At 72.8% G+C, this 20,375-nt stretch carries 20 protein-coding genes; 16 read left to right on the forward strand and 4 right to left on the reverse strand.

The features are described 5' to 3' along the window. The first annotated feature begins 58 nt into the window (after positions 1-58). A complete protein-coding gene (locus LQ51_RS16520; RefSeq protein ID WP_046566752.1) occupies positions 59-766 on the forward strand; it encodes a hypothetical protein in 708 nt (235 codons plus the stop codon). A gap of 14 nt (positions 767-780) precedes the next feature. On the opposite strand, the gene LQ51_RS16525 is transcribed toward LQ51_RS16520, so the two are convergent. Beyond that, the gene (locus tag LQ51_RS16525) at positions 781-1,602 is read right to left on the reverse strand and encodes an IclR family transcriptional regulator (protein WP_046566754.1); all 822 of its coding nucleotides are present in this window, start codon (positions 1,600-1,602) and stop codon (positions 781-783) included. 192 nt (positions 1,603-1,794) lie between these two features. Here LQ51_RS16525 and LQ51_RS31320 point away from each other — a divergent pair, with 192 nt between their 5' ends. Genes LQ51_RS31320 through LQ51_RS16555 form a run of 6 tightly spaced genes read left to right on the forward strand, consistent with a single transcriptional unit; the run spans position 1,795 to position 9,112 of the window. Beyond that, positions 1,795-2,748 (forward strand): flavin reductase, encoded by a 954-nt coding sequence (locus tag LQ51_RS31320; RefSeq protein WP_052744918.1) that lies wholly within the window; start codon positions 1,795-1,797, stop codon positions 2,746-2,748. Positions 2,749-2,753: 5 nt separating this feature from the next. Next, positions 2,754-4,031 (forward strand): acyl-CoA dehydrogenase family protein, encoded by a 1,278-nt coding sequence (locus LQ51_RS16535; RefSeq protein ID WP_046566756.1) that lies wholly within the window; start codon positions 2,754-2,756, stop codon positions 4,029-4,031. Then, entirely contained in the window at positions 4,028-5,530 is a 1,503-nt protein-coding gene (locus tag LQ51_RS16540; protein WP_052744919.1) for an aldehyde dehydrogenase family protein, read from the forward strand. Before LQ51_RS16535 ends, LQ51_RS16540 begins: the two co-directional genes overlap by 4 nt. Next, entirely contained in the window at positions 5,527-6,450 is a 924-nt protein-coding gene (locus tag LQ51_RS16545) for an isocitrate lyase/PEP mutase family protein (RefSeq protein WP_082159470.1), read from the forward strand. The genes LQ51_RS16540 and LQ51_RS16545 overlap by 4 nt, the downstream gene beginning before the upstream one ends. After that, on the forward strand, positions 6,450-7,655 hold the full coding sequence (locus LQ51_RS16550) for an FAD-dependent oxidoreductase (RefSeq protein ID WP_046566758.1): 1,206 nt from the start codon (positions 6,450-6,452) through the stop codon (positions 7,653-7,655). Before LQ51_RS16545 ends, LQ51_RS16550 begins: the two co-directional genes overlap by 1 nt. Next, on the forward strand, positions 7,652-9,112 hold the full coding sequence (locus LQ51_RS16555) for an aldehyde dehydrogenase family protein (RefSeq protein ID WP_046566760.1): 1,461 nt from the start codon (positions 7,652-7,654) through the stop codon (positions 9,110-9,112). The genes LQ51_RS16550 and LQ51_RS16555 overlap by 4 nt, the downstream gene beginning before the upstream one ends. Before the next feature lie 29 nt (positions 9,113-9,141). On the opposite strand, the gene LQ51_RS16560 is transcribed toward LQ51_RS16555, so the two are convergent. Next, a complete protein-coding gene (locus tag LQ51_RS16560; RefSeq protein ID WP_046566864.1) occupies positions 9,142-9,417 on the reverse strand; it encodes a Dabb family protein in 276 nt (91 codons plus the stop codon). A 79-nt stretch (positions 9,418-9,496) separates the two neighbouring features. On the opposite strand from LQ51_RS16560, the gene LQ51_RS16565 reads away from it, so the two are divergent. Genes LQ51_RS16565 through LQ51_RS16605 form a run of 9 tightly spaced genes read left to right on the forward strand, consistent with a single transcriptional unit; the run spans position 9,497 to position 18,186 of the window. Then, a complete protein-coding gene (locus LQ51_RS16565) occupies positions 9,497-11,137 on the forward strand; it encodes a nitrilase-related carbon-nitrogen hydrolase (protein ID WP_046566762.1) in 1,641 nt (546 codons plus the stop codon). 3 nt (positions 11,138-11,140) lie between these two features. Further along, positions 11,141-11,947, forward strand: coding sequence for an oxidoreductase (locus LQ51_RS16570; RefSeq protein WP_052744921.1), 807 nt, complete (start codon positions 11,141-11,143; stop codon positions 11,945-11,947). Further along, positions 11,944-12,933 (forward strand): alpha/beta hydrolase family protein, encoded by a 990-nt coding sequence (locus tag LQ51_RS16575; RefSeq protein ID WP_046566763.1) that lies wholly within the window; start codon positions 11,944-11,946, stop codon positions 12,931-12,933. The genes LQ51_RS16570 and LQ51_RS16575 overlap by 4 nt, the downstream gene beginning before the upstream one ends. Positions 12,934-12,939: 6 nt before the next feature. Continuing rightward, on the forward strand, positions 12,940-14,208 hold the full coding sequence (locus LQ51_RS16580) for an aromatic ring-hydroxylating dioxygenase subunit alpha (RefSeq protein WP_082159472.1): 1,269 nt from the start codon (positions 12,940-12,942) through the stop codon (positions 14,206-14,208). Continuing rightward, positions 14,205-14,927, forward strand: a complete 723-nt coding sequence (locus LQ51_RS16585) for a hypothetical protein (RefSeq protein ID WP_046566765.1) — start codon at positions 14,205-14,207, stop codon at positions 14,925-14,927. The genes LQ51_RS16580 and LQ51_RS16585 overlap by 4 nt, the downstream gene beginning before the upstream one ends. Further along, the gene (locus LQ51_RS16590) at positions 14,920-15,921 is read left to right on the forward strand and encodes a hypothetical protein (RefSeq protein ID WP_046566768.1); all 1,002 of its coding nucleotides are present in this window, start codon (positions 14,920-14,922) and stop codon (positions 15,919-15,921) included. The genes LQ51_RS16585 and LQ51_RS16590 overlap by 8 nt, the downstream gene beginning before the upstream one ends. Next, entirely contained in the window at positions 15,918-16,766 is an 849-nt protein-coding gene (locus tag LQ51_RS16595; RefSeq protein WP_046566770.1) for an SDR family NAD(P)-dependent oxidoreductase, read from the forward strand. Before LQ51_RS16590 ends, LQ51_RS16595 begins: the two co-directional genes overlap by 4 nt. After that, complete coding sequence (locus LQ51_RS31325; protein WP_052744922.1) at positions 16,763-17,446, forward strand: hypothetical protein; 684 nt, start codon at positions 16,763-16,765, stop codon at positions 17,444-17,446. Before LQ51_RS16595 ends, LQ51_RS31325 begins: the two co-directional genes overlap by 4 nt. Continuing rightward, positions 17,443-18,186, forward strand: a complete 744-nt coding sequence (locus tag LQ51_RS16605) for a maleate cis-trans isomerase family protein (protein WP_046566772.1) — start codon at positions 17,443-17,445, stop codon at positions 18,184-18,186. The genes LQ51_RS31325 and LQ51_RS16605 overlap by 4 nt, the downstream gene beginning before the upstream one ends. 72 nt (positions 18,187-18,258) lie before the next feature. Here LQ51_RS16605 and LQ51_RS31330 read toward each other — a convergent pair whose 3' ends face one another. Both LQ51_RS31330 and LQ51_RS31335 read right to left on the reverse strand, forming a co-directional pair. Then, positions 18,259-19,623, reverse strand: coding sequence for a hypothetical protein (locus tag LQ51_RS31330; RefSeq protein WP_052744923.1), 1,365 nt, complete (start codon positions 19,621-19,623; stop codon positions 18,259-18,261). A 23-nt stretch (positions 19,624-19,646) separates the two neighbouring features. Continuing rightward, the gene (locus tag LQ51_RS31335) at positions 19,647-20,345 is read right to left on the reverse strand and encodes a neocarzinostatin apoprotein domain-containing protein (protein WP_052744924.1); all 699 of its coding nucleotides are present in this window, start codon (positions 20,343-20,345) and stop codon (positions 19,647-19,649) included. Between the last annotated feature and the right edge of the window lie 30 nt (positions 20,346-20,375).

Here is a 20,375-nt window from a genome sequence, read left to right on the forward strand (position 1 = left end):
ATTGTTTCGACTGCGAATACAGTGTTTCCATTAATGATCGAGACGTCAAGGAGGCTTCATGGGACCGCACCCGCACGGCTGGTGGATTCTGCTGCACATCGTGCTCTTCGTCTTCTGGCTGGGCGGAGATCTCGGGGTCTTCTGGTCGAGCCGGTTCGTCCTCAAGCCCGACCTCACTCCGGCCGCCCGGGCCACCGCGCTGAAGATCATGGGCGGGCTCGACCTGGGGCCCAAGATCTGCCTGGTGCTCTTCCTGCCCAGCGGCGTCACGCTGATGGCGCTGGACCCGCACGGCGCGCGGGTCTTCGGAATCAACCCGTTCGGCTGGCCGATCGTCGCACTGGTCTGGGTGTTCGCGGCGGCGTGGCTGGCCGCCACGATCTCCGACCACCACCGCCCGGGCCACCACCGGTGGGTACGCCGGGCGGACTGGACGGTCCGGATCGTGCTGATCGCCGGCCTGGCCGGGACCGCGCTCTACACGCTCTTCGCCGCCGCACCGTTCGGCGTGGACACCAACCCGAGGTGGCTGGGCGGCAAGATCCTGCTCTACAGCGTCGCGATCGCCTGCGGACTGGGCATCCGGCTCACCCTGCGCCCGTTCGGACCGGCCTTCGGCACCCTGATGACGACCGGCTCCACGCCGGAGGTGGAGCGCACGCTGCGGCGGGCGATCGACGGCTGCCTGCCCTACGTGTGGGGCATCTGGGGCAGCGTGCTGGCCGCCGCGGCGCTCGGCGTGCTGAAGCCGCTCGCGGCGCTGTGACCCGGGCAGGTCGGTCAGGTGCCGCTGTAACCGAGCTGAGCGGAGATCCGGCCGGTCGCCTCCAGTAGCGCCTTCGCCAGCTCGGGCGAGTCCGGCTTGAACCGCCCCACCGGCCCGGCCACGCTGACGACCGCCACCACGTGCCCGTCGTGGTCGTAGACCGGTGCCGCGATCGACGTCGCGCCGGGCTGGCGTTCGCCGCGCGAGGTGGCATAGCCGCGCTTGCGGATGGCCGCCATCTCCTTGCGCAGCTTCGCAGGGTCGGTGATGGTGCGGTCGGTGACCTCGACGAGCCGGTGCCGCTCCAGGTAGGCGTCGAACTCGTCCTCGGCGACGAAGGCCAGGAACGCCTTCGACGAACTGCCGGCGTGCAGCGGGTACGGGATGCCGATGTTGACGTCCAGCCGCAGCTCGTGCTCGGGCACCACCTGGTCGACGTACAGCCGGGTGTCGCCCCGGCGCAGCGACAGCGTGGCGGTCTCGCCCGTCTGGGCCGCCAGCGCGCGCAGCTCCGGACCGGCCATCGCGCGCAGGTCGGTGCGGGCCAGGTAGGCCCGGCCGAGCGTGACGGCCGCGTGGCCCAGTGCGTAGCGACGGGTGCTCGGGTCGACGATGATCAGATCCCGGCTGCGCAACGCCGTGAGGATGCGGTGCACGGCGGCCTTGGTCAGGCCCAGCGCGGTCGCGATCTCGGTGACGCCCAGGTCCGGTCGTCCGCTGCGCCCGAAGTAGAGCAGCACGTCCATCGCCCGCTCGACCGCCGCGATCGAGCGGGACTGGCCGTCGCCGTCCTCCGCGACGGCCGACGCCGTCACCGCGGATGTCCGATTGGTCATGGGTGGTCCTCCACAGCGCTGTTCGTTTTTGTCCGGTCTCCCGAGCAGTGTAGGTCGCTCGATTCCGCCCAGCGAAACAGCGTGTCCCGGGTGTCGCCGGCCACCCGGACCAAACGGCGGTTGACACGGGACACCACCCCTCGTTACGTTTCTGGTAACGGCGTTTCCTGATGCGAAACGGAGAGCCTGCCAGTGTCGGTCGACAGCATCACGTTCCGCTCGGCCCTCGCCCAGTGGCCCAGTGGCGTCGGTGTCGTGACCACTGTCGTCGACGGCCGGCCGCACGGCATGACGGCGAGCTCGTTCTCCTCGGTCAGCCTCAACCCGCCGCTGGTCTCCGTCTGCCTGGGCGTCCACCTTCCCAGCCACGCCCTGGTGGAGCGGGCCGGCGCCTTCGCGATCAGCTTCCTCGGCAAGGGCCAGGCCGGCATCGGCCAGCGCTTCGCCGGCATGCGCCCCGAGATCACCGACCGCTTCGCCGGGTTGGACTGGGCGTACGCCGAGACCGGCTGCCCGGTCCTGGCCAACGCGACCGCCTGGTTGGACTGCCGGGTCGTGCACGCCTACCCCGGCGGCGACCACACCATCTTCGTCGGCGAGGTGCTCGCCGCGAGCACCCCCCGGGTCGGCGCCCCGTTGCTGTTCCACTCCAGCGTGTGGAGCCAACTCGCCGACCCGCTGCCGGAGCGCATCGACATCGCGATCGGGGGCCGGCTCTCCCGCCTGCGCGCGAACACTCTGGCGATGGCCGGCTTCACGGTGCGGGCAACGCCCGGCCCGATGATCGCCGACGCCTTCCGGCCCGGCGGCGAGGATGCCACCCTCGCCGAGCTGGACCAGTTGCTGCGTGCCGGGCACACCGCCGTCACCCTGGTCGAGAAGGCCGACGCCAGCCCGGTGCAGGTGCGGGCAGTGCTCGCCGACGCCACCGTGCGCGCCCGCCGCGCCTCACTTCGGGTGCGGCTGCGGACCCAGCGCGGGCTCGGCCTGGTCAACGCCACGGTCGCGATGAAGAGCGGGGTCACCGGCTTCGACACCACCCTCAGCGGACGAGCGGACGCCCTGCGCACCCGCGACCTGGTCTTCCTCGCCCGTCAACTCGGGGTGTCCTGTCCCCGGCTCCCCGCCACCAACCCAGAGGAGTGACCCACATGTCCACCGGCGGACGGCTCATCGACGACCTCACCCCGGCCGAGCAGAATCGTGCGGCCCGGGTGGAGAAGGTGCTGCCCGCGCTGCGGGCCGCCGCCGCGCAGGCCGACGCCGACGGGGTGTTCCCCGCCGCGCACGTCGCGCTGCTGCGCGATGCCGGGCTGCTCGGCCTGGTGGTTCCGCAGGAGTACGGCGGCCTCGGCGGCGGCCTGCGCGACCTCGCCGCCGCCACCTTCGCGATGGGCAGCGCGTGCCCGTCGACGGCGTTGGCCTTCTTCTTCCACAACACCAGCGCCTCCCGGGGCCTGCTGCCGCTGGAGGCGATCGAACGCGGCCTCTTCGACGACGACGACGTCCCCGCCGTGCGGGCCTTCGCCGAGAAGGTGCTGACCCGGATGGCCGGTGGGGTGTGGCTGGCCAACTTCGCCAGCGAGGCGGTGAAGAGCTCGTCGGCCAACATCGCCATCTCCACCACCGCCACCCCGGCCAGGCGCGCAGGCGTCGACGGCTGGTCGCTCAGCGGCGAGAAGTCGTTCGGCTGCGCCACCGGCGTCGCCGACACCTACCTGGTCACCGCCCGGCTCGCCGGGCACGAGACAGCGGACGGGCTGGCACTGTTCCTCGTGCCCCGAGATGCCGCAGGGGTCGCCTCCCGGCCGAGCTGGGACGGCATCGGCATGCGCGGCTCGGCCAACCACGGCATCCGGCTCGACGACGTCTTCATCCCGGCCGACGAGGCGCTCACCGTGCCGGGCGCGTTCGTGAAGATGTTGCAGTGCAGCCGGGGCAGCTTCGTCGGCAACCAGCTGGCCATCACGGCCGTCTACGTCGGCGCGGCGCAGAGTGTCTACGACGACACGCTGACCAGGCTCACCGAGAAGACCTTCGCCGACACCGGCCGGCCGATCGCGGAGAGCCCCATGCACCAGGTGATCATCGGCAACATGACCGAACGGCTGGAGACGGCGTACCTCTGGCTGCGCCGCCAGTTGCTGCTGGAGACCAGCGAGCCACCGCTGCGCCCGCACGCCGAGGTCTACCAGCAGTGGCGGTTGGCCAAGGGCTCGATCTGCGAGGCGTGCTTCGACGTGGCGGTCGGCGCGCTCAAGGCGTGCGGCACGTCGAGTGCCACCATGAACGGGCCCGTCGGCCGGGCGCTTCGCGACCTGGCGATGGGGCTGGTGATGACGTTCCCGCCGGAGCGCGGCCGGTTGGAGGCGGCCGGCATGGTCACCAGCGACCGGTCCAACAACCTGTTCGCGGCGGTGGCCGGGTGACCGGGCCCCACCAACCGGACCTGCCCGATCTCGCCGACCTGGTCGACGAGGTCTGGACACCCAGCCACACACCGCTCGGATTCGACCTGGAGGATCCGGCGACCGGGGCGGTGCGGCGACCGGCTGCCGGCACGCCGCCGCACCGGATCGAGGCCGCCGTCGCCGCCGCGTCGGCGGCGCACGAGGCCGGGAGCTGGGCCGCGCTACCGGCCCCTGATCGCGCCGACGTACTGGACGCCGTCGCCGATGCGGTCGAGGGCGTCGCGGCCGAGATCTGCGCGCTGGAGGCGGCGACCACCGGCGTGCCGATCCGGCAGACCACACCGCTGGGCGTGATCCTCGGCGGCTCGTTCCGGCTGGCCGCCGCCCAACTGCGGCAGGGCCCGCAGAGCCAGGAGTTCCAGCGCGAGGACGGCCGGATCGCGTACGCCGAACGACTGCCCTGGGGTCCGGCCGCCTGTGTGGTGCCGTGGAACGCGCCCGCGCCGATGGCCGCGCACAAGGTCGCGAACGCGCTCGCCGCCGGCTGCCCCACGATCCTCAAGCCCAGCGAGTACGCCCCGCACGGCAGCCAACGGCTCGCCGCCGTCGTCGGGGCCACGCTCGCCGCCTCCGGCGTGCCGGCCGGGGTGTTCCAGCTCGTGCACGGCGGGGCCGAGGCCGGTGCGGCCCTGGTCGGCGATCCCCGGATCCGGGCGGTCTCCTTCACCGGTGGGCTCGCCGCCGGGCGGGCGGTCGCGGCGGCCTGCGCCTACGACATCAAGCCGGTGCAGCTCGAGCTCGGCGGCAACAACCCGCTGGTCGTGCTCCCCGACGCCGACGTCGCCGATGTCGCCCGGGCCGCGGTCGACCTGCTGAGCACCCTCAACGGGCAGTGGTGCCGGGCGCTGGGTCGGCTGATCGTGCCCGCCGACCGGCACGACGAGATCGTCGCCGCGATCGCCGACCGGCTCGCCGGCCTGGTCGCCGGCGCGCCGTTGGACCCCGCGACCGACCTCGGTCCGCTGGTGCACTCCCGGCACCTGGCCCGGGTGGTGGCCGCCCGCGACGACCTGCTGGCCCACGGCGGAACCGCGGTAACCGGCACCACGCTGCCGGCGGCCGGGCCGCTGGCCGGCGGGAACTTCCTCGCCCCGACGCTGGTCACCGGCGTCGCCCCCGCGCACACCGGCGATGAGATCTTCGGGCCCGTGGCAGCGGTGCACCCGTACGCCACCGTCGACGAGGCGGTGGCGCTGGCCAACGGCACGTCGTACGGGCTGGAGGCGTACGTGTTCGGCGCGGACGAGGAGGCCGCGCTGGCCGTGGCCCGCCGGATCCGGGCCGGTGAGGTCAAGGTCAACGGCTCCTCGGTGCTCAGCCTGCACCTGTTCAGCCCGCGCCCGGCGTTCGGGCTGTCCGGGTACGGCGAGGAGGGCACCGCCGAGACCCTGCGGTTCTTCACCAACCCTCGGGTCGTCGGCGTCGAGGGCGGCTTCGCGCTGCACGGCCGGTCATGACCCGGGGCGAGACCGCCCCGGCGCAGGCTACGCCCTCGATCACGGCCGGCGGCGCGGCGACCGCACGCCCGGCCGACGTGCTGCGGGCGCTGCTGGGCGGCGCCTCGCCGGTGCACGCCCCCGGTGTACACGACCCGCTCACCGCCGCGCTGGCCGCCGAGGCCGGGCACCACGTCGTGCACCTGTCCGGTGCGGTCTGCGCCGCGGTCGAGCTGGGCCTTCCCGACCTGGGATACCTGCACGGCACACACGTCGCGGAGCGGGCCGCGCGGCTGGTCCCGGCGCTGGCCGGCGTGCCGCTGATCGCCGACGCGGACACCGGCTACGGCAATCCGCTGCACGCGGTCTGGACCGCCCAGCGGTACGCGGCGGCCGGCGCCGCCGGGCTGCACCTGGAGGACCAGGTCAGCCCGAAGCGCTGCGGCCACCTGGCCGGCAAGGAGCTGTTGGACATGGCGGGTGCGACGGCGAAGATCCGGGCGATCGCCGAGGCGGGCACCGGCCTGGTGCTGATCGGCCGCACCGACGCCTACTCGGTGGCCGGCCTCGATGAGGCGATCGAGCGGGCCGGCCGGTTCGCCGACGCCGGCGCCGACGCGGTCTTCCTGGAGGGTGTGGACACCGCCGAGGAGTTGGCGGCGGTGCGTACCGCGCTGCCCGGCGTACCCCTGGTGGTGAATCGCTCGGAGGCGGCCGGTGTGCGCGCCTTCCCGCCCGACGACGCGCTCGGCGCGCTCGGGGTCCGGGTCGTGCTGCACCCGGTCGCGCCGATGCTGGCCGCGCTGCGCGCGGCTGCCGCCGCCTACGCCGCGATCGGCCGGGACGGTCACGCCGGCGCGGTGCCCCGGCTCGCCTGGTCGTCGTTCACCGCGCTGGTCGGCCAGGACGATGCGCTGACTCTCGATCGGAGGTACGCCTGATGCACGTACTGATCGCCGGAGCGGGGCCGGTCGGGCTGACCGCGGCGCTCGCGCTGGCCCGCCGGGGCTGCGAGGTGACCGTGCTGGAGGCCGGTGACGCCCTCGCCGCCGAGTCCCGTGCCTCCACGTTCCACCCGCCGACGCTGGAGATGCTCGAGGCGTTGGGGGTCGGCGCGGACCTGTTGGCGCGCGGGCTGGTGGCGCCGACGTTCGCCTACCGGGATCGCCGGGAGGGACTGATCGCGGAGCTGGACCTCTCGGTGCTCGCCGAGGACACCCCGTACCCGTACCGGGTGCAGTGCGAGCAGTCGAAGCTGTGCGTGATCCTGCTGGCGCACCTGGCCGGGCAACCGACGGCCCGGGTCCGCTTCGGTTGGCCGGTCGACTCGGTACGACAGGCCGCGGATCGGGCCGACGGCGGTGTGGTCGCGGTCGCCGAGGACGGCCGGGAGGTGTCCGGCGACTGGCTGATCGCGGCCGACGGCGCCAGTTCGGCGGTACGGCGGGCGCTGGGGTTGCCCTTCGACGGGATCACTTACCCCGAACGGTTCCTGGTGGCCTCCACCGACGAGGACCTGCCAGTTCTGCTCGGCCCGCTGGCGTACGTCAACTACGTCTTCGACCCGGTCGAGTGGTCGGTGCTGCTGCGCACGCCGGACCACTGGCGGGTGCTGCTGCCCACCCCCGAGGACACCCCTGACGCGCACGAGCTGGGCCGGCTCGACCGGCGGTTGCGGGCGATCGCCGATCCGGGCCGGCCGTGGCGGGTGGCGCACGCCAGTTTGTACCGGGTGCACCAGCGGGTCGCCGCGACGTTCCGGCAGGGGCGGGTGCTGCTGGCCGGCGACGCCGCGCACGTCAACAACCCGCTCGGTGGGCTGGGCATGAACTCGGGCATCCACGACGCGGTCGCCTACGCGCAGGTGCTGGCCTCGGGCAGCCCGGCACCGGACGGTGGGGAGCTGGACCGGGCGGTGACGGCGGTGTCCGACGAGCGGCGCCGGATCGCACTGACCTACGTGCAGGAGGTCTCCGACCAGAACTACCGCCGGATGCGGGCCACCGATCCACAGTTGCGGTCCGCGCAGCTGGCCGGTCTGCGCGCGCTGGCCGCGGACCCGCAGGCGGCCCGCGCGTATCTGCTGCGCAGCTCCATGATTGCCTCGCTGCGCCCCGGCGCCGGACAGCCGGTGGTACGGGCATGACGGCACCCGGCGGCGGCCCGGTGATCGAGCGGGTGAACCCGTCCAGGTTCACCGAGCTGGTCGGCACGGTCGGTGTGAGCGGGCCTGAGCGGGTGGACGTCCTGGTCCGCCGGGCCGACGCCGCGCAGCGGGGCTGGGCGGCCACCGGCATCGCGCGGCGGCTCGCCGCGCTGGCCGCCGGCGCCGACGCGATCGCCGGGCGGCTCGAACCGCTGGCCGGGCTGCTGGCCCGGGAGTCGGGCAAGGTGCTCGCCGACTGCCGCGGCGAGGTCGGGTTCGCCGGCACGTACCTGCGCTGGGTCATCGAGCACGCCCCGGCGGCGTACGCGGATCGGGAGATCGACGACGCGGCCGGTCGGCTGCTGCGGCTGCCCCGGCCGTACGGTGTGGTCGCCGCGATCACGCCGTGGAATGCGCCGATCATCCTCACCCTGCTCAAGGTGGCCCCGGCCCTCGCCGCCGGCAACGCGGTGGTGGTCAAGCCCTCGCCGCTGGCGCCGCTGGCGGTCTCGGAGGTGCTGCGCCTGCTCGCCGGGGCGCTGCCCGACGGGACGCTGGCGGTCGTCCACGGCGACGCCGCCGCCGGTGCGGCGTTGGTCGGACACCCGCTGGTGCGCAAGGTGGCGTTCACCGGCGGCGGCGTGGCGGCCCGGCAGGTGGCGGCGACCGCGGCCACCCAGACCACACCGGTGGTGCTGGAGCTGGGCGGCAACGACGCGGCGATCTTCCTGCCGGACGCCGACCTGGGCACCGAGCCGATGCGCCGGCTGGTGCTGGCGAGTTTCGCCACCAGCGGCCAGGTGTGCATGGCTGCCAAGCGCCTGTATGTGCACCGCGGCCGCCGCGACGAGTTCGTGGCGGCGTACCGGGCCGCCGCGGCGGAGGTGCTGCGCGTCGGTGACGCGCTCACGCCGGGGGTGAGCATGGGCCCGGTCATCTCGGCCGGTGCCGTCGCCCGGATCGAGCGGATCGTTGCGGCGGCCGTCGCCCGGGGTGCCACGGCGCTGCCGCTGGGCACTGTCGACGGTGGCACCGACCTGGCCGGCGGGTACTTCGTGACCCCGACGCTCGTGCTGGACGCACCGGACGACGCCGAGGTGGTCACCGGGGAGCAGTTCGGGCCGACGGTGCCGCTGCTGCTCTACGACGACGAGGAGGAACTGCTGGCCCGGGTCAACGCCGACGAGCTGGGCCTTGGCGGTTCGGTCTGGTCGGCCGACGAGGAGCGGGCGTTCGCGCTGGCCCGTCGGGTCGAGGCGGGCTTCGTCTTCGTCAACACGCACAACCGCACCGGGCTGTCGCTGAGGGCGCCGTTCGGTGGGGTGAAGCGCTCCGGCTACGGCCGTGAGTACGCCGAGGAAGGGCTGGCCGAGTACGCGCAGACCTGCGTCGTGCACGCGCCCGGCCCGTTCCGGCCCGGTGGCGCCGGGCTACCCGCCAACGCGTACCCGGGCTGAGGCCGGGCCGCGTCGGTCCAGCGCTGCCGTCAGTAGTCGACGACGACGCGGGCCGCGAGGCGCGGCTTGAGCCAGCCCGCCACCTCCAGGTGGGCGGGGTGGGCCTGGTAGGCGCGCAACGCGTCCGCGTCGGTGTGTGTGCTGATCATGCACAGGTCGTAGGAGACCGGGGTCCGCAGCGTGTCCAGGGCGACGGTCAGCGTCGCGATCTCATCAATTGTGCTGGTCAGACCTTCCAGCAGTGACTTCGCCTTGGCAGCATCGGCCGCATCGGCGAACTTCATCAGTACCACGTGCGTAAACACCTGTTCGTCCCCCTGTTCCCCGGCGTCGCCCGAGTGTATGTTCTGGAAACAGCGTTTCGCTAGGGGAACCGGAGCGGGAATGACCATCAGGGTTGCCGCCGTACAGTTCGAGGTCGGCCAGGACATCGGGGCCAACCTGGCCACCTGCCTGCGCCTCGTCGCCGACGCCGCCCGACAGGGCGCACAACTCGTGGTGCTGCCCGAGTTCTGCAACCACCTGGCCTGGTACACCGATCGCGCCCAGGCACACGCCCTGGCCACCCGGCCGGGCGACGATTTCCTCACCGCGATCTCCGCGAGCGCCGCCGAGCATCGGGTGCACCTCAAAATCAACGTCACGCACGCCTACCCCGACGGGCGCACCGGCGGCACCAACTTCCTCTTCGGCCCGGACGGGGCGTTGCTCGGCAGCTGCGACAAGCAGGTCCTGATGGGCGCCGAGAACGACCACCTCGACCCCGCGACCGGGGTCGGACCCGTGCTCGACACCCCGCTCGGCCGGCTCGGCATGTACGCCTGCATGGAGGGCGTCATTCCCGAGACCACCCGCGGGCTCGCGCTGCGCGGCGCGCAGGTGCTGCTCAACAGCCTGAACTCGTTCGCCACCGATGAGGCCGCGCTGCACATTCCGGTGCGGGCCGCGGAGAACCGGGTCTGGGTGATCGCCGCCAACAAGGTCGGCCCGCTGCTGCCCGCCGAGCACCTGCCGGCCATGAGCCGCGGCCTGGGCGTGCCGGAGCAGTGGCTGCACGGTGCCGGCGAGTCGCAGATCGTCGCGCCGGACGGCACGGTGGTGGCCAAGGGCCCGCGCACCGGTGAGGCCGTCGTCATCGCCGACATCGCTGTCGAGCGCGCCGACGACAAGCGCCGCCCGGACGGCAGCGACATCCTCGCGGCCCGCCGACCGGAACTCTACAGCCCACTCGGGGACGCACCGGCCGGTCGCCGCCGGCCGCCCGGCGCACCGAGCCTGCCGGTCGCCGTGGTCCGGCCCGGGGACCCGGGCCAGGCGGCCGACCTGCTCGGTAAGGCGGTCGCCGAGGGCGCGCTGCTCGCCGTGCTCGCGGAGAACGCCCTCGGCGCGCACGTCGGGCCGGCCGAGGTGGCCACGGCGCTGGCACCGGCGCTGCGCGGCACCGACGGGTACGCCGTGGCCACCGCTCTCGGCCCCGACGGTCCGGTCGGGCTGCTCATCGGCCCGGATGGCGTGGTCGGCGAGCAGCCACAACTGCATCGGGCCGGCGCGGCCCGCGACGCCGTGCGGCCCGGCGGCGCGCTGCGCACCTTCGACCTGCCCTGGGGGCGGCTGGCGATCGTGGTGGGCGACGACGCGGTCTTCCCGGAGACGTTCCGGCTCGCCGCGCTCGCCGACGCCGATGTGGTCGCCGTGCCGTTCACCCCGCGCGAGCCCTGGGAACTGGCGCTGGGCCTGCCGGAGCGGGCCGCGGAGAACCGGCTCAACGTGATCGCCGCCGGGCGCCTCGGCACGGGCGCCGCGGTCTTCACCCTCAGCGCCGACTTCACCCTCTGGACCACCTGGGCCGGACCGTTCACCGGCCGGATCAGCAGCCCGCTGCGCACCGACATCGCCGCGGACCGGCCCGTCACGCATGCCGTGGTGACCCCGGCGCAGGCGGCGAACCGGCTCGTCTCCCGCCGAACCGACCTCGTCGACGGCCGCCCGTGGCGGCTCGTCCAGGCCCTCACCGAAAGGCGCTGACCCGTGGCCGACACGTTGAAACCCGTCGAGGACATGCTCGACGACTCCCCCACGGTCGACGTCCACGAGACGTTCCACCGCTACCAGATACTCCTGGACGAGCTGAAGGCCAAGATCGACGCACGGTTCGAGCTGACCCGCGACCCGTCCACCGAGCCGCTGGAGCACTACGGGGACTACCCGAACGGACCGGGCGGCTCGCTCGCCGCGTACACCGGGCCCGAGGTCGACTGGCTCGTACGCTCCTGGCTGGGCAACCCCGCCGCCAGCTTCGCCAACCTGCACCTGACGTGCTGGCTGGGCCCGCAGGTCAGGGTGCCGCACCTGGGGTTGGCCCTGCTCGTCTGGCCCGGCGGCTGGTTCTACGTCGACTCGGTGCCCCGGGTCAACATGGTCGAGCACGGCGACTACTACGACAAGTACTACGAGCCGGTCAACGAGGAGTGGCTGCAACTCCGCACCGACCCGGCGTTCGACTACTTCGTCAGCCGGGCCGGGTTCATCCGGGCCAGCCTGTCGCCGACGGCGTACTGCTACTCCTTCGACCGCAGCCCGGAGAACATCGAGAGGGTCAGCCAGGTGACCCACGCCCACGTCGACCGCTGGCTGCGCTGGGTCGACGAGGCCGAGCCGGTGCCGGCCGAGGAGCGGGCCGCGCTCGCCGAGACCGATCTGCGGATCCGCCGCAATATCGCCGACCGCGACCCGGCGAACGTGATGGGCGTGCGCTACTTCGGCGAGGAGACCACCAACCGGCTCGTCCGCGCGCTCTGGGGCGGCGACCGCGAACTCCCCCGGCCGTCGGCATGAGCGGTGCGCAGGAAGGCGACGTCCGGTCGGTCTGGTGGGCCGTACGCGTCCCCGGCGCGCCGGCGCCGTTCGACACCGCGCACCTGCGGGTCTACTACCGGGCGCGGCCCACCGGCTCGGACGCCGAGCGGCTCAGCGGGGTGCTGGCGGCCGACCCGGCCGGGGCACCGTACCCGGTGGTCCTGCTGGTCTCCGGCGTCAACGTCGGGCAGGACGCCTACCGCTGGCTGGCGGTGGAGCTGGCCGCGCGGGGCGTCGTCGCGGTGACCTACGACTGGGTCGGAGTGCTCTTCGCCGGCCTGCACGGGATCACTCCCGGCGTCGACCTGGACGCGGCCCGGCCGGAGGGCTACGGCAGCCGACCGACCAGCCCGTCGCTGCGCCCGGTGCTCGACTCGCTGGCGCAGCTCACCGGGCCGCTCGACGGGTTGCTCGACCTCGACCGGGTGGCGCTGGTGGGTCACTCCGCCGGCGGCACGGTGGCGCTGCAGTCGGCGCGCTTCCTGCCCGAGGTCCGCGCGGTGGCCACCTACGGGGCGCACACCATGGTGGCGACCATGCTCGGCTGGCCGGCCGGCACCGTGCTGCCGGCCCAGGCGGACTGCCCGGTCATGTTGCTCGCCGGCACCAACGACGGCGTGATCAACGGCTCAGCCGACCGGTACGGCGAGGACGCGGCCACCCGCGCCGACCCGATCACCCGCACCTTCGACGAGGCGCTGCCCGAAGCGGGCGGCAGCAATCTGCTGGTGCGGCTCGCCGGTGCCAACCACTTCGGCATCGTGCACCCGCTCGACCCCACCTCGGCGCGTGCCTTCCTCGACGAGGAGGCGACCGCCGACCCGGAAAGCATCCGTGCGCTCGTGGTCGACCTGCTGTCCGGGTTCCTCGCCGTCCACCTTCGCGGCGAACCGGCCGACGGCTTCGACCGGTTGCTGGCAAAGCTCGACACCACCTCTTCGATCGCCTCGTTCCGTCGGAGGTAAGCCACCATGCTCAAGAACTTCTGGTACGCGGTCGAGTTCTCCGACCGGGTCACCACCAAGCCGGCCCGGATCACCGTGCTCGGCCAGTACCTGGCTCTCTACCGCACCCCGAGCGGGCGCGTGGTAGCCCTGTCCGACCTGTGCGTACATCGGGGCGCGGCGCTTTCCGGCGGCTGGACGGCCGGCGACAACATCGTCTGCCCATACCACGGATGGCAGTTCGAGCCGGGCGGAGCATGCACGAAAATCCCGGCGAATCAGCCCGGCCGGGGCATCCCCACCAAGGCCCGGGTCGACTCGTATCCCGTGCAGGAGCGCTACGGCTTCGTCTGGGTCTTCATGGGTGACCTGCCCGAGGCCGAGCGGCCGCCGATCCCCCTCTGGCCGGAGTTCGACAACCTGGTGGAAAACGGCGGGAAGTTCCGCGCGGTGACCGGCGAGTTCCTGTGGAAGGCCAACTACGAACGGATCCTGGAGAACGGCTGCGACATCGCACACGCACCCTTCGTGCACGGCAGCGTGTTCGGCAACCGAGAGAAGCCCGAGGTGCCCGAGTACGAGGTCGAGGTGCGCGACGAGTGGTCGGCGTACGCCACGGTCAGCCTGCACCCGCCGCGCTCGAAGGGCCTCTGGTCGTTGATCAGCCGCAACAACGCGGACCTGGCCAACCGCCCGCCAGTGGTCACCTCGGCCGGCTGGATGCTGCCTAACATGATCAAGCTGCACGTCCGACTGTCGATCGGCGACCTGATCATCTACGACACCAACATCCCGGTCGACGAGACGACCACCCTGGTCAAGTGGGTCGCCCTGCGCACCTTCTTCACCGGGGCCTGGGCCAACCGCAACGCAGTGCAGCGCGTCCTCAAGATCTTCTACCAGGACGCCGAGGTGGTGAACAACGTCCGCCCCGAGTTGCTCCCGTTCGACCTCGGCGCGGAGCTGCACGTCAAGAGCGACCTCATCGCGGTGCACTACCGGCGACGCCGACAGGAGCTGGCCGAGCAGGGCTGGATGCTCTCCGACGCCGACCGGATCACGGGCGACGTGCCACGGCGGGAGGCGACCGTCATCGCGTCGCCGGCCCGCCGGGAGAACCCGGAGCTCGCCCGCGCCTGGGTGCACAAGGCCAAGGGCGACCACCCGACCGTGGCGGAGGCGCAGCGGACCGGGCTCAAACGCATCACCGAGGAGGAGGGCGCCGACGCCGCCGCAGGAGCCGAGGCGCAGGCGAACCCCACCAGCAGCGCGACGAGGACGAAGGAGCAGGCATGAGTCTCCCGCTGGAACTCTGCGAGAACGCGGTGGCCCACCTGACCGCCCGGCACCCGCTCACCGCGGTCATCGACGAGCCGCTGAGCAGCCCGATGTCGCCCGACCCGGTGGGTGCGCTGCGGGTCTGGCGGGGCGCACCGGGCCAGCCGGTGGTCAAGGTGGTCTACGTCGGGCTGGTCGTCCCGATGATCCGCCTCGACAGCCACATGGTCTTCGCCTTCACCGCCGCCGACAGCGCGGTCCCGCACTTCACCCTGGACTCGGTGTACGGCGGCGACTACTACGCCTATCACCTCGACCTGATCCCCCGGGCCGAGCTGAGCAGCCACCTGCCCTACCTGGACGCGGCGTACCAGCCGCTCACCGCGGTCTTCACCGAGGCCAGCGCGATGGACGGGCTGAGCCGGGCCGACATCGGGCCCCGCCAGTGCGCGCTGATGTCGCCGTGGATGCTGGTCGGCCGGGCCACCGAGGAGTCGTTCCGGAAGATCGGAGCCGCCGTCTCCGCGTACGCCGAGCACTGGTCCGCGCTGGTGACCGACGGCCTGCCGGCCGACGTCGTGGCGGGATTGGCCGACACCGACCTGGCCGCCCGGGACACCGCCGTACGGGTCAACCTGTTCAGCCCCGACGTCGACCCGGTCTGGGCCCGGGTCACCCGGCTGATCGGCGAGCCGGCGACCGACCGGATCCGAGCGGAGCTGATCGGCAATGGGTGAGCCCACCGCACCGACAACCGTAGCGGCGGACTCCGAACCGAGCCAGTGGCAGCAGCGGATCGCCGGCGAGTGGCACGGCCGGCCGTCGCTGTTCACCGCAACCGGCGTCTGGCAGGGCTTCGAGGACATCCGCCGCTCGTCGGTCTTCTCCGACGGCGTCACCACGTATTTCATGGACGGCGGGCTGGTCGGTGGGGGCGAGTTGGCCGGGCGCTACCGGCTGGGCGCGCCGTTCGCCTTCAGGGTGATCGACTCCGACGCCGATCGGGCCTACACCGGCCCCGACTTCTTCGGCACGGGCCAGCCGTACGGGTCCTTCGTGGACGCCCACTACTACGGCCCCGGCTGGCAGGTGGACCTGAACACCTGGAACCAGGTGCTGCCCGACGGCCAGACCCAGGTCTACTCGTCGATGCTCTACCAGGGCTGGGCTGTGGTGGGCTGCTTCAACGGCGTCTACACGCGAAGCTTCGACCACGACACCAACCCGGACACCCGGGAGCGGGTGACGCGGTTCCTGTCCGCCGAAGAGCGGCGCGGGCCGGTGCCGTACATCCTGCCGACCAAGCAGGCCGGCGCGTTCACCGGTAGCTGCGAGCTGTGGGGTGCCGACCAGCAGCTGCGCGGCACGGTCGCGGTGCGCCTCGGTCTGGAGCCGATCGACCTGCTCCGCACCCGCCGGGTCGTGCACTGGACCGGCGCCGGCCTGGACCGGCGGTACGTGGTCGAGCAGCGCCGCGACGGCGACCGGCTGTTCTTCGAGGGCCCCGACGCCTGGGGCAACGCGCAGGGCTTCGGTCGCGCCAGCTACCCGTCCTGGCACTTCCACGCCGACGGCGGCGACGTGTGGAAGGTCAAGGGACGCGAGTTCGCCATCGACGCCGAGCCGGGCATGTCCGCCGGCGGGCGCCTGGCCGTGGTGTACGAGCTGTTCCGGGGCAACGTGCTGGACAGCGTCCTGCACGGCCTGCTCGCCTGGGAGGCAGCCGGATGACCGCGGTGGTGGTGACCGGCGGCACCCGCGGGATCGGTGCCGGCCTGGTACGCGCGCTGCTGGCCCGCGGCGCCCGGGTCGCGTTCTGCGGACGCAGCGCGGAGTCGGTGGCAGCGGCGCTTGCCACACTGCGTTCCGAAGCCTTGGTGCCGGCCGGAGCCGAGGTGCTCGGGGTACGTGCGGACGTCACCGACCGCGCCGACCTGTCCGTGCTCTGGTCGACGGCCGCCGAGGCGTTCGGCGGGGTCGACATCTGGATCAACAATGCGGGCACGAACCATGCCCGCCGCCCACTGTGGGAGCTGCCGCCGGCAGAGCTGGACGGAGTGCTCGCGGCCAACCTCGGCGGGGTGGCCCGGGCCAGCGCGGTGGTGCTCGCCGCGATGATCGAGCAGGGCCGCGGCGCGCTGTGGAACATGGAGGGCTTCGGTTCCAACGGCCAGGCCCGGCCGGGGTTGACCGGGTACGGGGCGTCGAAGCGCGCGGTCACCTACCTGACCGACGGGCTGGCCAAGGAGCTAACCGCAGCCGGGGTCGCCGACCGGGTCACCGTGCACCACCTCTCCCCCGGCATCGTCGTGACCGACCTGCTCACCCACGACTACCCGCCGGACGAGCTGGCGAAGGCCAAAAAGATCTTCAACATCCTCGGTGACCGGGTCGAGACGGTCACCCCGTGGCTGGCCGACCGGGTCCTCGCCGGGGGCCGCAACGGCAGCCGGGCCGCCTGGCTGACCAGCCGCAAGGCCGCCGCTCGGTTCGCCGTCGCCAGCTTCCGCAAGCGCGACCTCTTCGGCGACTCCGTCGGCGTCCCCGCGGGGACCCGGCGCGAGCACCTGTCGTGAACGGCAGCGACTACACCGTCGTCCTCGCGCTGGAGGACTTCGTGCCGACCGGTCTGGCGCTGGTCGGGTTCTGGATCCTCGCCGGGCTCTCCGCTCGGGTCGTGCCGCGGGTGGGCCCGGTCGCCCACGTCAGCGCCGTCCTCATCGGCCTCGGCGGCCTGGCCAAGTCGACCTGGAAGCTGCTGCTGTCCGGGTTCTCGATCGACCTGCCCTGGCTGGAGGCGGCGCTGTTTCCGCTGATGGCGCTCGGCGCGGTCGGGCTGATCTGGGGCCTGGCGAGCGCATTGCGCGGGCGCAGCCTGCCGTGGTGGCCGTTCGCCGCCGTGCTGGCCGTGACCGCCGGCGTGGCCGCCGGGTACGCCGTCTTCGCCCCCGTCTTCGCCCTCGCGACCACGGGCGTGACGACCATCAGCGTCCTGGCCGCGATCATCGCCGGCCGGCGGCGCGCCTGGGCCGCGGTGACGCTCTACGTCGCCGGGCTGGCCTGCGTGCTGCTGCTGGTGCCGCTGCGCAACCATCCCGAGCACGAAACCCTGGCCCTCCAGTGGGTCGAGCAGGGCACCAACACCCTCGGCCAGGCCGCGCTGCTGGCCGCGGCGTGGCTGACCGTGCGCGCGCACCACCGGGCCTCGACCACGTCCCACCCGACCCCCGCCCAGGAAGGAGTTGTCCGCTCATGACCGACGCGCTCGGCTGGCGCCGCAAGTTCGGTGTCATCGCCCCGTCGACGAACACCATCGTGGAGCCGGACTTCTACCGGATGACCGTACCCGGTGTGACCGCGCACTTCTCCCGGATCCACATCCGCGACCAGGACCTCTCCAGCGACGGCAACTTCGAGAACCTCCTGACCCAGATCCGCGACGAGATCGGCGCGGCCTGCGAGCGGGTGCTGACCTGCGAGCCCGACTACATGGTGATGGGCATGTCCGCCGAGACGTTCTGGGGCGGCGTCGAGGGCAACCGGCAGTTCGTCGCCCAGATCAAGGCGATCACCGGGCTGGAGGTGGCGACCGGCGCGGAGGCGTGTGAGCGGGCACTGCGCCTCTACGGCGCCCGCCGGATCGGCGTGGTGACGCCGTACCAACCGATCGGCGACACGAACGTCGAGCAGTTCTTCTCCGAGATCGGCTTCGAGGTGGTCACGATCGAGGGTCTCAAGTGCCCGACCGCGGTCTCCATCGCCCACGTCCCGGAGGACGAGTTGCGCCGGGCGCTGCTGGCCGTGGACGGCCCGGACGTCGACGCCCTGGTCCAGTGCGGCACCAACCTGTCGATGGTCGGGCTGGCCGACGAGGCCGAACGCTGGCTCGGTAAGCCGGTGATCGCCATCAACGCGGCGACCTGGTGGATGGCGCTGCGCGAGAACGGGATCACCGACAAGGTGTACGGCGCCGGTTCCCTGCTGCGCGAGCACTGACCACCCGCGCTGTCGGCAACACGCCAGCGGTGCGGGCCGGGGAGGAATCCCCGGCCCGCGCCGTTCGCCGGCTCAGCTCCGCGGGATTCCGCGACGCCTCGGCAGCACCACGACCAGGCCGACACCGAGCAGGAGCACGGCGCTGGACCAGAGCAGCAGCAGCGCCGTCACGCCCCCCTCGCCCGTGTTCGGCAGCGACCCGTCGCCATTGCCACCGCCGCCGCCTTCGCTCTCGTCGCCGGTCGCGGCCCGCGACTTCACCGTGAATTTGGCGACGATCGACGTCGCCGCCGGGCCGGTCACCGGGTCCGCGCCCGCGTTGCACTCGGTGTCGACCTGCGGGTGGTCGAAGACGATGTTGGTGACCGTCAGCGACACCAGCCCTGCCTTCGAGGTGGTGTAGGTCCCGGTCAGCGTCGCGCCGGGCAGGACGGCGTTGGGGTTGATCGCGCCGTACGCCGGGCCTCGGAGGTTGACCGTACCGCTGCCCACCCCGCCGACCTTGACGGTCGCCTTGGGCACCAGATCGCCGGCACCGACCGGCACCGGTCCGCTCTTCGGGCCGGCCGAGAACTTCAGGCGCACCGTCACCTTGGCGCCCCGCCCAGGGTTGCTGGGCGACATGCTCAGGGTGTGCGTGGCGGTCCACGACGAGAGGCTGCTCAGCGTCTTGCAGTTCAGCTTCACGCTCTTCGGGCCGAACGGCTGGGCGGGCGTGTCGACCTCGTCGGTTGCCGTCGGCGGGTCGTCCGTCGCCGACGACGGGAGCGACAGCGACGGTTTCGCGGAGGGCGACGGCGTTGCGGAGGGGGACGGCGTTGCGGAGGGCGACGGGCTCGGCGGTGGGGTCGCGGTGCCGGTACCGCCGACGGTGAAGCTCTCCACGATGGAGGTCGGCACCGGTGCCGCCTTGTGGTCGCGGTCGCCGGCCGCCGAGCAGTGCGTCGTGGCCGAGGCGTTGGTGAACGTGACCCGCCCGACGGTGAGCGTCGCCGCTCCGGCGGCGGAGGCGAAGTAGGTGCCGGTCGTGGTGATCGGGCCGAGCGGCGCTTCCGGGGCGACGGCCCGTGCCGGGTACGAGGACATCCGCAGCGTCGCGCTGCCGGAGAGGGAGCCACCCAGGGCCAGCGTGACATTCACCGGCACGTCACCGGCGTTCAGCCCCACCGGCCCGTTGTCGGGGCCGGTCTTCGCCGTGAGCGTGACGGTCACGGTGTCGCCGACCTTCGGCGCGGCCGGTGACTGGGTCAGGGTGAAGGTGTCCTGCCAGACCGTCGGCGAGCTGCCGGTGCCGGCGTCGTTGAAGTAGAGCCGGCAGCCCAGCGTCCCGGCCGTGGGGCCGACCGCCGCGGCGGGCAGCGTCGCCCGGGCGGGGGCCGCCGCCGGGATCGCGAGTAGCAGCAGCAACGGCGCCAGGACGAGCGCGAACGCTGCCACCCGGACGGGATAACGACCTCGGGTCATTGGGTCCTCCGGTTCCGGTAGGGCATCAGCACGAGCAGGCCGATGCAGAGCAACAGCAGGCCGGAGCCGACCAGCACGGTGACCGCGTACCGGTCCGGGCCGGCGCTCACCGGGTTGGCGTTGAGCGTCGGGGTCGACGTGCCGGCTGCGCCCGCCGGCCCGGTCGAGGGTGCCGTGGTGGCTTCCGGCGTGGCCGCCGGCGCCGCGGGCGCGGGGGTCGCGGATGGGGCTCCCGGTGAGGGCTGCTGGGCCGACTTCTTGCCGAACGTCAACGTCACCGAGACCTTGTTGGCCTCGACCTGGTCGGCGTTGCCGCTCGTGGGCAGAATCTGCGCCGCGACCACGCACTCGCGCTTGGTGCAGTCGAACGCGCCGAACTTCTGGGCCAGCTTCAGAGTGACCGTGGGCAGCTTCCCGCTGCCGTCGGCGTTGACGAACGCGGCCCCGCCGGACAGGTTGCAGTCGGTCGGTCCCTTGAAACCGGCGACGCACTGACCGACGGCGATCTGCTTCAGGTTCGGGGTGAAACCCGAACCGTTGACGATGACCTGCTGCTTGTCCGTCAGCCCGGTGGTGGCGCTGACGGTGAGGGTCGGCGCGGCGAACGCGGCCGGGGGTGCCGCGACGACGGCGAGGCCGCTGCTGGTGGCGAGCAGGGCGGCGAGCGTGAGCGCCCGGCGGCGGATGGTTCGCACGGCGATCTCCTGACAGGTTCGGCGCAGGCC

Source organism: Micromonospora sp. HK10 (genome assembly GCF_000982955.1).
GTDB lineage: Bacteria > Actinomycetota > Actinomycetes > Mycobacteriales > Micromonosporaceae > Micromonospora.